A 14,586-nucleotide genomic window follows, 5' to 3' on the forward strand; every position below is an offset into this window, starting at 1 on the left:
GGGTTTCGGTGATTCACCTTGATCCGGCTGACTGCCTTAACCCCCTTTCCCGGGCTCGGTTGGGCTTGCTCCGTTGCCGGCTTCGTGCTCCCACGTGCCGGGCACCATCGGCATCCGCGGGCCACCACCGAAGTCGTCCTCGGTCAGCTTGGTCAATCCGGCGGCCCGAAAAGCTCTCTGCCGCTGCGTGGTTCCGGCGAACCCGAGCGCCCCGGCACCTTGGGCGGACGCGACGGCCGCAGTCAGTTCCTCTTCGTCGCCGAAATCCGGGGGAACACCGAAATCGGAATCCATGTCCGCGTACTCGTCCGCGTGGTCGTGTAATGCGGCCCGCCGCCTGCGCCGCGCCCGCGACTCGGCGCGGCTCGCCGCCGCGGCGCCCGCCGCCGGGATGGTCGCCGCCGGAGCCTTGGCCCCGCCGCGGCCGCCCAACGTTGGCCCGACGCCGGCGTCCGGGTCACCGCCCACGGCCACCAGGTAGGCGAAGTTGCTCGCCGCGGCTGCCGGCGCCGGCGCGGCCGGGGCGCCGGACCCCGTTGCGACCGTGGTCGCCGGGGCCCCGGCCGGAGTCGCTACGGTCGGGGCCAGCGCGACCGCCGGCAACATGGTCGGCTTGTTCGACGTCAGGACGGGGGCCACGACGGCGGGGGCGGCATCCGGCGTCACCTCGACGGGCGCGGTGAGCAGGGAACTGAGCCCGATGCCCAGCAGTATCGGCAACAGGAACGGCACGGTCAGGATCGCGCCCCAGGTCGGCCAGCCGACGGCATTGAAAAACACTTGATAGGCAACGAAGAACAGCAGCGGCCCGTTGGCCGCCAGCAGCGCCGGCAGATTCTGCAACATCTGCTGGATGTTCTGGAGAAAGTCCTGCAGGAACTTGGACAGCTGCTGCAGGAAGTTCTGCAACCAATCCCCAGGACTGTTCTGCGTGGCGTTGGCCGCAAGACTGTTCGCTTGACCGCCGGGATTGACGATGGGCGGCGCCGCCGACGTGCGCGGCGTCGCGGCCAGGGCCGAGCCCGACACGGCCTGGTAGGTGCCCATCGTGGTGGCCGCCTGTACCCACATCCGCGCGTAGTCGGCCTCGTTGACCGCGATCGGAATAGTGTTTATGCCAAAGAAATTCGTTGCCAGCAGCATCCCGTGCACGGTGTGATTGGTGGCCAGTTCGGCCAACGTCGGCATGGCCGCCAACGCCGCGGTGTACGCCGTCGCCGCGACCTCTTGCTGCGCGGCCGCACCGGCGCTGTCGGTGCTGGCCTGCTGCAGCCAAGCCAGGTACGGCAGGTGGGCCATCACGTACTGCTCGGCGCTCGGCCCCTCCCAGGCCCCGGCCTGGGCCTCCCCCAACAGCCCACTGAGTTCGGCTGCCGCCGAGGCGTATTGGGCGCTGAGCGCGGTCCACGCGCCGGCGGCCGCCAACAGCGGCCCCGGCCCTGGACCGGCGCTGAGCAACGCCGAATGCACCTCGGGTGGCGACGCCATCCAGATGGGCGCGATGGGGGCGGTCATGGTCAGGCGCCCGTGGTTCCGAACGTCGCAGCGGCCGCGGTGTCGCCCGCGAGGTAGCTTGCGCCGGCCTCCCCGACGCCGACGCCGGCGCGGCCCAGCTCTTCGACGCCCTGGGCCGCCATGGCCGAGTGCTCCTGGCCCTGAGCGCTGAAACCGACAGCCGTCTGCAGCGATACCGGGTCGACCGCCGGCGGCACCACCGCGGTAATCGCCGGAGCCGCCGCCGCGTGGGCGGCCGCCAGCCGTGCCGTCAAGGCCTCCACCGCGGCGCTGGTCGCGGCCAGACCTTCGGGAACCACTCGCAGGGTCATCGTTACTCCTTCCCTAGTCCTTCTCTACGGACTTGCATAAACATCAGTGGGCGAATCTCTCGTTGGCGCCCTCTATCACGGACTCCCCGACCAACGGGTTGACCAGCTGCACGTATGTCGCAGCGTCGGTGTCGCCCAACAGGATCGCCCGCCCGGCGGGCAACCGTCCGAATCGCTGGCCGCGGATCTTGCCGCTGTCCTGCGGATTGCCCGCCAGCATCAGCGTGGTCGCCTGCAGGTCGTTGAACCGGCGCAGCAGCGGGTTGGTCATCAAGGCGTGCCCCGAACCGGTGGCACGTGCGGTGACGATCACGCGCAACCCCAGATCGCCTGCCTGCGAGAGCAATCCGATGAGCGGCGTCCACGGCCGCTGCCCGACGTAGGGACCGCTCATCGCCGGCGAATCCGGTATCTGGTCGACGTCGTCGATGATCAGATAGTGAGTGTGCCCGGCGTAGCGCCAGTGGGCCAGCTCGGACGGCGGTAGGCCGGCCGGCGGCCGCCGCGATTCGATGATGTTGGCCAGGCCCAGCATTGCCGGGATGATCCTGTCGATGTTCGCGGTGTACTCGTTGTCGGCGAACAGCGGCTCGTCGACGAGGTGCAGCCGCCGATCCAGCACCGTGAAGGCCACCTGATCGGGTGTGGAGTGCTCGCGCACAGTGCGAATGAGGTGGCGCAGCAGCGTGGTCTTCCCGGACTTACTGTCACCGAACACCATCAGCAGCGGGTTCTCGGCAAAGTTGACCACCACCGGCGCGAGATCTTCCTCGCGCTGGCCGATGACGACCTGCTCCGGCCCCCGATACAACGACCCGACCGATTCCGGCGCGAGGTTGGCCGGCAGCAACCGCACCGGCGGTGCCGTCAGGCCCGGGTAGCGCGCGTTGAGCTCGGTCACCTGGTCCAGCTCGGGGGCGGCGAACAGGAAATGCTGTGCGGCCATGGTCAATCCGCGTCCAGGCTGATCGTGCGGCACCGCTTCGGCGGGCCGACGCAGGGCGCCGACCACCCGCACGTTGCTGTCCCGCGGATCGTGCAGCTTGAGCTCGAGCCGCAGTCCGAGGCCGTCGCGCATGGCCAGCGGCACCTCCAGCCAGCTGGGGGTGGTGACGACGACGTGGATGCCATAGGCGAGGCCGATGTTGACCAGCTCGCTGACCCTGGCCAACAACGGGTTTCGGGTGTTGAACTGGTCGGTGTTGTCCCGACCGAACGCGTAGAGGTTGTCGATGACCAGGAACACCTCGCCGAACCCGTCGTCGGGGACGCCACCGCGGGAGTCCCGGAACGCCTGTCGGCGCTGCCGCGAGAGCAGCAGCTGCTCGAGTTCGCCGAAGGTGCGCCGGATGCGTTCGGGCTCCAGCGCCGAGGCCACGCTGCCGACGTGCGCCAGGTCTTCGAGCGCCCGCAGCTTGCCGCCGCCGTAATCCAGGCAGTAGAAGGTGACCTCGCGCGGCGAGTGCAGGTTCGCCGCGGACAGGATGAACGTCTGCAGCGCGGTCGACTTGCCCGATTTCGGGCCACCGTGGATGACCATGTTCCCGGCCGACGAGGCGGCGTCGAACACCAGCGGGTCGCGGCGCATCTCGAACGGCTTGTCGATCTCGCCGAGCGGCCACTGCCACTGCCGCGGCGGGACGCCGGCGCGGGCCAGCATGGTGGTCAACGGGATCGGCTCGTCCAGCGGCGGCAGCCACAGCTGCGGCGCCCGCGGGCCGTAACCGGCCAGCTGATCGCCGATGGTTGCGATCAGCTTGCGCGGCGGCCCGGTCAATTCGTCTTCCTCCGGGGCGGTGATCACGGTGTCCTGGTCCGGTTCGACTCGCCCGGCGGTAAACAGCTTTGGCTCCGGGATAGACGGCACCACAAAGGATTTGGCCTTGACCGGCGGGTCGTAGATGCCGTCGACATAGGTGCTGCGGAACTTGATCGGCGTCGCGCCCGGGGCGGGCACCAGAAAGCCCACGCCCTTGTGCTCCTTGCCGGATTCGATGTGGTAGGCATCCTCGACACCGATGATCTGGCGAGACACGCTGGGACTGGCCACCTTCAGACCGATGCGGTAGGAGGTGTTCTTGTCGATGTCCTTGATCTTGCCGACATCCAGCGTCTGGGACGCGAACAGGATGTGGATGCGGAACGAGCGGCCTTTACGCGCAACGTAATCGAACAGCTCCGCGTATTCCGGGTGGTCGGCGAGCATCAGGGTGAACTCGTCGGCGACCACGAACAACGTCGGGATCGGTGGCAGGTCGTGCCCGGCGGCGATGGCGGCCTCGTACTCCACCACCGAGTTGAACGCGCTGCCCTGCACCTGGCGGCCAGCCTCACGCAGCAACGTCTCCCGGCGGGCCACCTCGCCGCGCAGCGTGTCCGCGAACCGGTCGGCCAGCGACTTCTTCTCTGCCATGTTGGAGATGACGGCGACGACTTGCGGGAAGTGACGGAAGCTGTCGGCGCCGGCCTCACCCTTGAAGTCGGCGTAGATGACGATCAACCGATCGGCCGAATGAGTCGTCAACAGCGACAACAGGATCGACATCAGGGTCTGGGACTTACCCGAACCCGTCATACCGATCATCAGCCCGTGCGGGCCCATCCCGCCCTCGGCTTCGTCCTTGAGGTCGAACATCAGCGGCTCACCGGTCGCGGTGACCCCGATCGGAACGCGCAACTCGTCCTCGCGGCGGCGCGGCGCCCACAGCGTGGGCACGTCGAGTCGGGAGGCGTCCGAGATGCCCAGCATCGTGGTGAACGTGGCGCCGCGGGTGGCCGCCGAGCGTAGCCCGGTGTGAGTGGGATTGGAGTCCCAGCGCGATAACTGGCGCGCCAGGTGCGCCACCTCGTCGGCACCCAATTCGTCGGCGTTGTCGATGTAGGGCTGCCAGCCGCCGGTCTGCCAGCGCTCGATGGCCCCGCTTGCCACGCGCAGGATCGGCTTCTCCGGATCCGAATACTGCTCACGGTTCGGCGCCGTTGCGCTGCGGTGCACGACGGTGACACCGGCCCGGCCCAGCGCCAGCGTCGACGCGTTCAGGTCGTAGTCGGGGTCGTCGACAACGATCAGCAGGTGGCGGAGCGCGGCGGCGGGCTCACCGGTGAACGCCGGACGATCGACGAGCGCCGAACCGAGGCTCGCCACCAGCTCGTCGACGTTGGTGAACATGAAGCGGGCCGGTCCGACCCCGTCGAGCTGACCGGGAACGTCGATGTGCGGCAACCACTTCAGCCAGGACCAGTCCGGGTTCTCCAGATTCGGGGTGACCAGCGCGACGCCGAGCACGGTCGGGTCGTGCCAGGTCACCGCCTGAGCGATCCAGGCGCGCAGCGCCCCGCGCGCCTCGTCCTCGGCGCCCAGCACGGTGATCCGCGAGACCTTCGTCAGGTCGATTCCGGTCGGCACGTCGCGCACGGTGCGGTGGGTGTCGAGCAGGCTGCGTAATGCGCTGTGCGACACCGGTTCCAGGTCGATTTCGTCCGCGGTGTCGTTGACCCGCAAGGCGGTGGCCAGCGGCACGTGATGGCGGCCGGCCCGCAGCACCAGGAAGTCGGGATCGTGCGGGTCGCGCTCCCATTGGCGGCGAGATCCCGGCACGGCCGCCAGCGCAGCCGGCTCCGGGTGGGACCACTGCGCGGCGGCGCGCTGCGCGGTGGCCTGGGTGCGGATGTTGTCCCGGACCACCGAGAGGTAGCGCAGGTAGTCGGCGCGCTCGGCGTCGACCTCCTCGGTGCGAGTCTTGTTGTCGTTGCCGCGATACATCGCGGTCGCGGCGAGCAACAGCACGAACGGGAAGAACAACGTCTGCGGCGAGATCAGCCGCATGCCGGTGGCGAACAGGGCGACGACCATGCCGACGATCAGGATCACCAGCACATAGGGCATCGCGCGCCGCAGGAACGACGGCGGAATCACCCGGGGCAGCTCGGGCGGTGCCTCGATCGCGATGGTGCCCTTGCGGGTCACCGGCGGCGCCAGCCGGCGGCGGGCTTCGAAAATCAGTCGGCTCATCGGGGGGCTCCCTCGGCAGATGCCACGCGGCCGGGCTTCTGATCGGGCGTCAGCCCGTCATGTGCCAACAGCGCGTCGGCGCGCGATAACGTCGGACCATTGGCGAACAGCGAAAGCACCGGCCACGGGGCGGGGACCGGCGACCCGCGAAGGCCCAGCGCCTCAACCGTTTTGCCGTGCCCGGCGGCCGAGTGCTCGGCCTCGTTGTCGATGCCGTAGCGCACACCGGTGTCAGAAACCCAGAACAAAGAGCCGGTGCCCGGTGAGTCCGGGCCGCCGCCAACGGTTTGGGTGAAGTAGCCGGTGCCCGGCGCCAGGGCCACACGAGTGGCGGTTGTCGCGGCGCCGCCGCTCACCAGGTCGACGGTGCGGATCGATTCGGCGATCGGCAGGGCGGAGCCCGACATCAGGTTCAGCGAGCTGGTCGCGGCCCCGGCCGGCTTGCTCCAATAGGCGCATGTGACAGGGGATTTGGCCGCATCGACGACGCCGATCTGTTGATCCGGATACCGCGCGGTGTCCAGCATCCGCGAGACCGGCAGCTTGGCCACCGCATCGGCACCCAGTCGCGGCGGTTGGTCCAGCCCATAGGAATTGGTGTTGCGCAGGATCGCGGCGAGCACCGGTGAGATCTGCTGCAAACCGTCGGGCATGACCGCGTAGTAGCGCGGCGCGCCCGAAGAACTCTGGTCCAGGGCGTAGGAGACCACCACCGCGCCGATCGGCGCGGGCACGTTAAAAGGTGCCGGCGCACCGGCGTTCGGGATGACCGGCGCCGTCAGCGGCGGCCCCTCCGGTATCGCGTTGAACAGACCCAGCGCGATGGGCCGGGGCGCGGGCACCTCGGAGTTGTTCTGCCCCAGGCCAAGTGCGTTCGTGATGGCGTGGTCGGTCAGGTTGATCTGCGAACGCCTGCCCTCCCACAACAGCCAGGTGCTGCCGTCCCTGTCGACGAGGATCGCCTGCCGCGATGGGAGCGTCGACGCGCGCGCACCGCTGCTGTCCGGCCGGCCCGCGATCACGGTGACGCCGGTGCTGTGGGCGGCATGCCCACCCTGGGCCGGCTCGCTGACCGAGTCACACACCGTCCAGTTCGCGTCGTGCGAGGGGTTTTGCACCATGCGTTCCGGTGCGCCCGGGATGCCGATCAGGTTGCCGCGCGGAAAGCGGTCCAGCTCACTGCTTTTCACCATGGTGGGGTCGACCGCGTGACCGGTGATCAGCCGCGCGGAGGTGAGGTTCAGCACCGGATGCAGGTCGTCGCCGACGCGGACATACAGAGCGGCGGTCGACCGGTCGGCCAGTACGGCGTTCGTGCCTACCGTGCCGCTTGGCCGGATCAGGGAGAACACGAAACAACCCGCCAGGCCGGTGACCAGAAGGACCGCCCCCATGGCCACCGCGCGCGACTGCGTGCGCAGCGGGTCGACCAGCATCCTGGTGTCGTGCAGGGCGATGCCGGAGGCTATCCGGCGCATCACGAAGCGCCAGCCGGTGACTTGATGGCGCGTGACGAAGCCGCGGCGGTACTCGACCTGGTCGGGGTTGTCGTTGACCGGCGTACGAGAGGTGAACGAACGGCGTTCGTCGGGCTCGTTGCTCATGCCGGCACCGACAGGCCAAGGCCGCGCAGCAGCGGCTCTACCGACCGTTCGACGTCGTCGTCGGTGATCGTCATCAACTCCTCGTCGCTGAATTCGCCGGTGCCGGCGTGTTCCGAATGGTCGAGCCGGAACTCTCGTTCTTCCTCGGAGCGTTCGACGATGTTTCGGACGAATCGACCGTTACCGGCGATGTCCAGGTTGCGTCGCATGATTCCGTTGGCGTCCGGTGTCGACTCGGATGCCAGCCTGGTGAACAACGCCTCCATGTGTTCGAGCGCGGACTGCTCGAAGATGCTGTCGCGCTGCTCGGCCATGGTGTTGGCGATCTCGACCAGTTCCGACGGTGCATAGGAAGGGAAGTCGATGTTACGGGTGAATCGAGATCGCAAGCCCTCGTTGGTATCCAGGAACTTGTCCAGGTCGGCGCGGTACCCGGCGATGATGACCACCAGACGGTCGCGGTCGTTCTCCATCCGCGCCAGCAGGGTATCGATGGCCACCAGCCCGAAGTCGTTCTTGGCGCCCGTGGCGACCAGTGCGTAGGCCTCGTCGAGGAACAGCACGCCGTCGAGCGCGCTGTCGATGATCGCGTTGGTCTTGGCTTCGGTCTCACCGATGTGCTGGCCGATGAGGTCGGCGCGGTGCACCTCGCGGATGTTTTCCCGCTTCAAAAGCCCGAGGCCGCAATAGATCTTGGCTACTACGCGAGCAATGGTGGTCTTACCGGTTCCGGGTGGGCCGGCGAACACCAGGTGGTGGGCGCGCTGCGCGACCGCGAGGCCACGCTGCTTGCGGACCAGTTCCATGGCGACCGAACTCTTCAGCCGCGACACCTGGTTCTTGACCTCGTCGAGCCCGATGAATTCGGCGAGCTGGCACTCGGCCTCGTGCAGCAGCACGGCTTTGCGTTCGTGCGCCGCGGGGTCGACGAAATCCTCGGCGCTGGGCTCGGTTTCGGGGTCCCACGGATCGGTGCGGGCCTCGATGCGGGCCGCCGTGGTGGTCACGATCCCGAAACTGGTGTCGGTCAAAGCCTGTTCGACTTGCTCGTTCTCGGGATGCGCGGCGTACAGATCCTGCAGGACCTCGCTCGCCGCGTCCTCGTCCACGTGCGCGCGCAGCACCAGCGCCTTGGCCAGCGCACCGTCGACGGCGGCCACCGCGACGGGACCGTCGGGCTCTTCCAGGTAGGACAGCGACGGGGCGAACATGCCGAGCCGGGCCAGCGCCGTGCCCAGGGCGATCTTGGCGGAGTGCGAGAACGCCTCGTCCAGATCCGCGTCGTTGACGATCGGGGTCAGCAGCTTGACGACGTCCGACCAGCGCTCGGCGCGGTAGTTGTTGACGACGGACACCCAGCGGGCCTCGCGCCAGTTCGGGCGGCCGGCGGTCAGGCCGGCGACGATTGCGTCGGCTTCAGCAAATCGTCCGGCCGTTGCCAGCGAGGCCGCGTAGGCGAGATGGAAGTCGTCGGGCGTCGTGGCGCGAAACTGCAAATACAGTCCGGTGTCGTAGCGGAAGCCCAGCGAGCCGGGGGCCAGATCGACCTGGCGCTGCAGCACGCCCGCGGTCGCGACGTTGCGCGATACCGCCTCGAGCACCCGCAGGGACGCGTCGCCGGCGGCCGCCAGGCCCGTCCACGCGTCGCATTGGTCGTGCGCGATGCGGGTCAGCGCGGTGAAGCCGGAGCGCGCGGCGGCCAGATCGGCAGGGCGCTGACGCTGATAGACCACGACGCCCAGCGCGCGACAGCAGGTGGCGAACCGGCTGACGACGTCCTCGTCGACCCGCGAACTAACAGGCTGAGCTGTGAGCATGCCGGTGTCACCGCGCTCCACGGCCGCGTCTTTTCATGAATGTAGTCTCCCCTAACCTGACCCGCCTGAAGTTAGCATTGCATAAGCTAACTGTCGAGGCGTTTGGCTCCGTCCGACTCACTGCCGCACTGTCCTTCTTTTACCGCTGTTGCGGGTGTTCTCGCGCGGATTCTCCGCATTTTCGGCATACTCACAGCCGCACGTTGGGCGGTCTCACAGCGTGGCCCTACCTTAATGAAAATCATTTTCATTATCAACTCGGCTCGACGGCCGCCACGACCGGTAGCCGCGGAACGATCGCGCAGCCAGTAGTCGGCTGGCGGGCCGGAAAAGTTCCCCGTTAATCGCTGTCCCAACTGCCCGGCAACATCGGCGCCGAGGGCCCGTTTCCGAACTCGTCCCCGGCGAGCGTCGTCAGCCCGGTCGCCTCGGCGCTACCCGCCGGCGCCGTTCCGGCAAAGCCCAGTGACCCCGCGCCGCGATCCGATGCCACCGACAAACCCGGGTCGGGCGTCGGCGCGGCGTCCGGTTCCAGATCCATGTATTCGTAGCCGCGGTAGTGATCTGTCATCGTCGCCCGACGTCGCCGCCGCGCCCGCTGTCTTTCGGACGACGACGCCGCGGCCGGTGCGGCGGCGGCCGCGGCGGAACGCGGCTCGGACGACTTGCGCTGCGCGCCGCTGCCCATGCCGGAGTCGGTGCCGATGCCGGGCCCACCCACCAAATAGGGGAAGGCGACAGTCTCGGCGCCGGTCACGGCTGGTGGCGGCGGTGGTGGCGCTGCGGGCGCAGGGGCCGGGGCCGCCGCGGGCGCCGGAGCGGGAGTGGGGACGGGAGAAGGTGAAGGCGCGGTGACAGGAGTTGCGCTCACGACCGGAGCGTTGCTGGCTGCCGGCGCACTGGGCGCCTGCGGCATCGGTGCGGGCACCGCGGCGGGCTCCGGAATCGGGGTCTCGCCGGGCTGGATCCCGGCCAGGAGGGTCAGACCCGCTATGCCTCCCCCAAATCCCCCGGGCACGGCGAACGGAGCGGCCGCAAGCTGCGGGAACGCCTGAAGGGCCTCGCCCGCGTGGTCAAATTCGTCGGCGATGAGCAACGGAATGTCGCGGATCAAGTCCGCTATCGCCTTCGCCGGGTTCTGCGGAAACTCGGCTAAGTCCCGGAACAGAGTCTGGGGAATCTCGAGGAATCGATTAATCCACCAGCTCAGGTCGTACGGGGTGCCGGAGTCATCGTCGACGATGTCGTCCCCACCGCCATCGCTGCCATCGCCGGTGCTATCGCTGGCATTCACAATCGGCGGCGCCGGATCGGTAGGCGGCGCCGACGCTACCGCCGCGGTCGAGACCGCCTGATAAGTCGTCATCGTGGTGGCCGCCTGGACCCACATCCGTGCGTAGTCCGCCTCATTGAGCGCGATCGGAATCGTGTTGATGCCAAAGAAATTCGTCGCCACCAGAACGCCGTGGACGGTGTGGTTGGCGGCCAGCTCCGGCAGCGTGGGCATCGCGGCCAGCGCCGTGGTGTAGGCGGTGGCCGCGGTCTCCTGCTCGGCGGCCATGGCCGCGCTCTTTGCGCTGGCGCGCACCAACCAGGCCAGGTAGGGCAGGTGCGCGGCCGCGTACCGCTCGGCGGTGGGGCCCTCCCACGCTCCGGCCTGCACCGCGGCCAGGGTCGCGGAGAGCTCGTCGGCCGCCGACGCGTACGTAGCGCTCAGCGAGTTCCAGGCGGCCGCGGCGGCCAGCAGGCCGGCCGGGCCGGGACCGCTGCTCAGCAGCGCGGAATGAACCTCCGGCGGCAATGCCATCCATACCGGTGCGGTCATCCTCCGGACTCCTTGCCGGCTGAGACCGACGCCGCCTGGGCTGTTAGGCGACGCACCGATCAGCCCGTTAGTAGTCGGAGGACGGCGCGCAAAAGTTCCGGCGCGAGGTCAACTCATCGAAAACTCATGAAAACGCGACCGCGGTGGGTCAGGCCTTTACGGCGCTCACCAGGGTGTTGCGCGCGATCATCGGGCCGGCCTCGGTTTCCGGTCCGGGCACCGGACGGCCGACCTGGCGAAGGTAGTCGGCCAACGGAGTGCCGACCGCATTCCAGCCGTGGTTGCCGAACCACTCGGTGGCCGGCGCATGCCGCTCGTTGTAGACCAGCTGGAAGAACACCCGCCCGTCGCCCTGCTCGGTGGCCGCGCGTTCTTCTGCCACTGCGGCTTCGAAGTCCTCGGGTTCCATCGGGGCGCCGTCCTCGACGGCGACGTGGCTGCCGTGGCCGGCCTGCGCGTCGATACCGGTGAACAGCTGCTCTTCAGCCGCCGCCGGGAGATAGATCAACAGGCCCTCGGCGATCCACGCCGACGGTCTGGCGGGGTCAAAGCCGCTGTCGCGCAGCGCTTGCGGCCAGTCTTCGCGCAGGTCGATGGCGATCTCACGACGCTCGGCACGCGGTTGGGCCCCGGCGCCGGCGAGCACCTCGCGCTTGAAGTCGAGCACTTGCGGCTGGTCGAGCTCGAAGATCGTCGTTGCGGCCGGCCAGTCCAGGCGGTAGGCGCGCGAGTCCAGACCCGCCGCCAAGACGACCACCTGACGCACGCCCGCGTCCGCAGCACGACGGAAATATTCGTCGAAGAACTTCGTGCGGGCGCCCTGGAAGGTGACGAAATTCTCGCCGAAGTCGGCGGTCTTCAGCTGGTGGTCGGGATCCTTGCCGTCGAGGACGTCCGCCCACGAACCGCCCACCGCGCGGCAAAAGACCTCCGCGTATGGATCCACGGCCAGCGGGTCGGGCTTTCGCGCCTCCAAAGCTCGCGCTGCTGCCACGAATAACGCGGTCGAACCCACGCTCGTGGTGATGTCCCAGGTATCGCCTTCGCTACGCACCCAACCCACAGTACGCCGCGTCACCGACAAACCTTTCCCGGTGGCGCGCAACGGTAGTGGCGTTCGCCGTTACCTGCGGCCGTAGCGGCGGCCGTCGGCCCCGCCCGCGGGCGATTGGCCCGTCAATGTGGGTAGGCATAGGGGTTGGGCGGGGCGTCGATGCGGGTGACCGCGGTGGCCCGCAATGTCGGGATCGCCGGTGAATCCGGTTGCCGCGGTGCGGGTATGACCTGGCCCTGGACCCGAAGCCAGGTGTTGTCCGGCAGACCGGCCGCGGCCCCGGCGGCCGGGCCGCGCAGGTGGATGCGGGCCAGCTGTGCGTCGGCCGCACAGCAGATGATGACGATGCGACCGAGGTCGGCGCCTTGTGCTTCGTTCAGCACGAAGCCGGTCACCGTGATCGACCGGTTCGTCAACGATCCGGTCGAGTCGTGCGCTTCGCGCATCAGCACCTCGGGAAGCGAGACTTCTGGAAAAGGTCCGGGGGGCAGCGGCGGAAACGCCCTATTCAGAACATCATTGGATACCGACGTTACGGAGGGCGCGGCGGCCGAGGGCCGCAGCGCCGGTGGCGCCACGAACATCAGCACCAGGACCGCGACCGCCAAGAGCCAGGTGATGCCGGTCCGATGGGAATGCTCGTGAACGTGGTCGCCGGCCGCGTCACTGGTTCGGGGCCCGCCGCGACGAATGTCACCGATGATCGCCATAAGTGCCAAACCGATGAGAACCACCGCTGAGGCGATCAGCCATGGCAAGAGCCCTGGTTTGACGTAGCGGGTGAACACACCCGACACGGTGATCATGGCGATGCTGATACCCACCAGGAGCAACACGGTGTTCTCGGCTTCGCGGCTCATCACCGGGCCCCGAGGACGAAAAGCCCTATCACGCAGGCGCTCGCGGTGGCCACCAGGAAAGTGCAGGGCGCAAAGCGTGCGGCGAACGCCCGGCCGAACATGCCCGCCTGCATGGCGAACAGCTTGACATCGACGGCCGGCCCGACGACCAGAAACACGAGGCGGGGCAACAGCGGCACCATCGTCATGCTGGCGGCCACGAACGCGTCGGCTTCCGAACACAACGCGAGCACCACCGCGAGGACCGCCATCAGCGCGACCCCGAGCGCCAGGTCGGTCGCCAGATGCGTGAACACCCACGGCGGCACCGCGACATGGAGCAGTGCCGCCGCGGCCGCACCGAGCACCAAATACGATGCGGCCTGCAAGAAGTCGTGACGGGCTGCCTCGGCGAAGGACACCCAGCGCGATTGGGTCTGGGTTTCCACGGCGGGCAGCCGGCGGGTGATCCATTCACCACGGCCCCACCGGGACCACGCCCAGCCCATGACAACCGCGCTCAGCAGCGACGCGCCCATGCGGGCGAAGACCATCCGGGGTTCGCCCGGAAACGCCACCGCCGTGGCGACCAGCACGACAGGGTTGATCGCCGGCGCGGCCAGCATGAACGTCAACGCCGCGGCCCCGCTCGCCCCACCTTCCCCGAACAACCGCCGCGCCAACGGAACTGACCCGCACTCACATCCCGGTAGCGCAACGCCACCCACGCCGGCAGCGAGCACGGCCAGCGCCGGCCGACGTGGCAACCAATTCGCCAACCGCTGCGGCGAAACGAACACTGCGATCAGTCCGCTGACCACGACCCCGAGCACCAGGAACGGAATCGCCTGCACGAAGACTCCGCAGAACACGGTGCCCACCGTCGATAGCGCCGCGCTGTTGAAGACCGCGTTGCGCAGGGTTGTGGCGGCCAACGCGCAGGCCAACAGAAGGGCCACCAGCACTTCCATCGACCCGACGCGCAACCTGCGCCCGGACTTCAGCGTCGCCACCGCGTCATTATCTCAGCGCGCACCAACAAGGTAGTTCGGGACGATTCGACGAGGTCGTGACGGCCAGCCGGTTGTCCCCGATGCTAGTGGTCCCCTTCATCGCCGCGCCGGGCCCGATCGGCGGAGCCTTCGGTGCTCCAGGTGCCCGGCATCATCGGCAGCGTTGGGCTGCCGCCGAACTCATCGCCGGCCAGTGTGGTCAATCCGGCGGCCGCGGCGGCACCGCGGCGGGCGGTCCCGGCGAACCCCAGTGCGCCCGCGCCGCGGTCGGACGCCAGCGCGGCGTCCCAGTCGGGATCGACATCGACGTTCATGTCCATGAACTCGTCACCGTGCCCGCGCTGTGTCGCGCGCCGGCGCCGGCGCGCACGGGCGGCTTCTCGGGTGGCCGCGGCCGCCGCCGCTGCGGCGCTATCCGGTTCGGGCGCTTTCCGTTTCGCGCTCGAGCGCGCGCTCGCAGTCATACCCGAGCCCGCTCCCATTCCCGGGGGGCCGATGACATAGGGCGGAAAGAACCCGGGCCCGGGCGGAGCCGGAGACGGCGCTGCCGGTGGCGCACTGGTGACCGTGCTTGCTGTGGGGGTGGGCGCGGGGGC

The 14,586-nt window shown here is 68.7% G+C and carries 9 protein-coding genes and 1 pseudogene; all 10 read right to left on the reverse strand.

Translation table 11 applies throughout. The annotated features are described in order from the left end of the window. Positions 1 to 36: 36 nt before the first annotated feature. Positions 37 to 1,515, reverse strand: coding sequence for a PPE family protein (locus tag A5753_RS13590; RefSeq protein WP_067128587.1), 1,479 nt, complete (start codon positions 1,513 to 1,515; stop codon positions 37 to 39). 2 nt (positions 1,516 to 1,517) lie between these two features. After that, positions 1,518 to 1,826 carry a PE family protein gene (locus A5753_RS13595; RefSeq protein ID WP_067128590.1) on the reverse strand — a complete coding sequence of 103 codons (309 nt, stop codon included), beginning with the start codon at positions 1,824 to 1,826 and terminating at the stop codon, positions 1,518 to 1,520. Positions 1,827 to 1,869: 43 nt separating this feature from the next. Next, entirely contained in the window at positions 1,870 to 5,838 is a 3,969-nt protein-coding gene (gene eccCa / locus A5753_RS13600) for a type VII secretion protein EccCa (protein ID WP_067128593.1), read from the reverse strand. After that, positions 5,835 to 7,442 (reverse strand): type VII secretion protein EccB, encoded by a 1,608-nt coding sequence (eccB, locus tag A5753_RS13605; protein WP_067128596.1) that lies wholly within the window; start codon positions 7,440 to 7,442, stop codon positions 5,835 to 5,837. The genes eccCa and eccB overlap by 4 nt, the downstream gene beginning before the upstream one ends. Further along, complete coding sequence (eccA3, locus tag A5753_RS13610; RefSeq protein WP_067128599.1) at positions 7,439 to 9,280, reverse strand: type VII secretion system ESX-3 AAA family ATPase EccA3; 1,842 nt, start codon at positions 9,278 to 9,280, stop codon at positions 7,439 to 7,441. Before eccA3 ends, eccB begins: the two co-directional genes overlap by 4 nt. Before the next feature lie 319 nt (positions 9,281 to 9,599). Beyond that, positions 9,600 to 11,084 (reverse strand): PPE family protein, encoded by a 1,485-nt coding sequence (locus A5753_RS13615; RefSeq protein WP_067128602.1) that lies wholly within the window; start codon positions 11,082 to 11,084, stop codon positions 9,600 to 9,602. A 148-nt stretch (positions 11,085 to 11,232) separates the two neighbouring features. Continuing rightward, positions 11,233 to 12,138, reverse strand: coding sequence for a class I SAM-dependent methyltransferase (locus tag A5753_RS13620; RefSeq protein WP_067128618.1), 906 nt, complete (start codon positions 12,136 to 12,138; stop codon positions 11,233 to 11,235). Between the two features lie 122 nt (positions 12,139 to 12,260). Next, positions 12,261 to 12,998 carry a TIGR03943 family protein gene (locus tag A5753_RS13625; RefSeq protein WP_067128605.1) on the reverse strand — a complete coding sequence of 246 codons (738 nt, stop codon included), beginning with the start codon at positions 12,996 to 12,998 and terminating at the stop codon, positions 12,261 to 12,263. Further along, positions 12,998 to 13,990: a permease gene (locus tag A5753_RS13630; protein ID WP_067128609.1), complete on the reverse strand. Its 993-nt coding sequence runs from the start codon at positions 13,988 to 13,990 to the stop codon at positions 12,998 to 13,000. The genes A5753_RS13625 and A5753_RS13630 overlap by 1 nt, the downstream gene beginning before the upstream one ends. An 83-nt stretch (positions 13,991 to 14,073) precedes the next feature. Next, positions 14,074 to 14,586: pseudogene (locus A5753_RS13635) on the reverse strand (hypothetical protein); the annotation flags it as partial.

The sequence above is a fragment of the Mycobacterium sp. 852002-51971_SCH5477799-a genome, assembly GCF_001667145.1.
Classification (GTDB): domain Bacteria; phylum Actinomycetota; class Actinomycetes; order Mycobacteriales; family Mycobacteriaceae; genus Mycobacterium.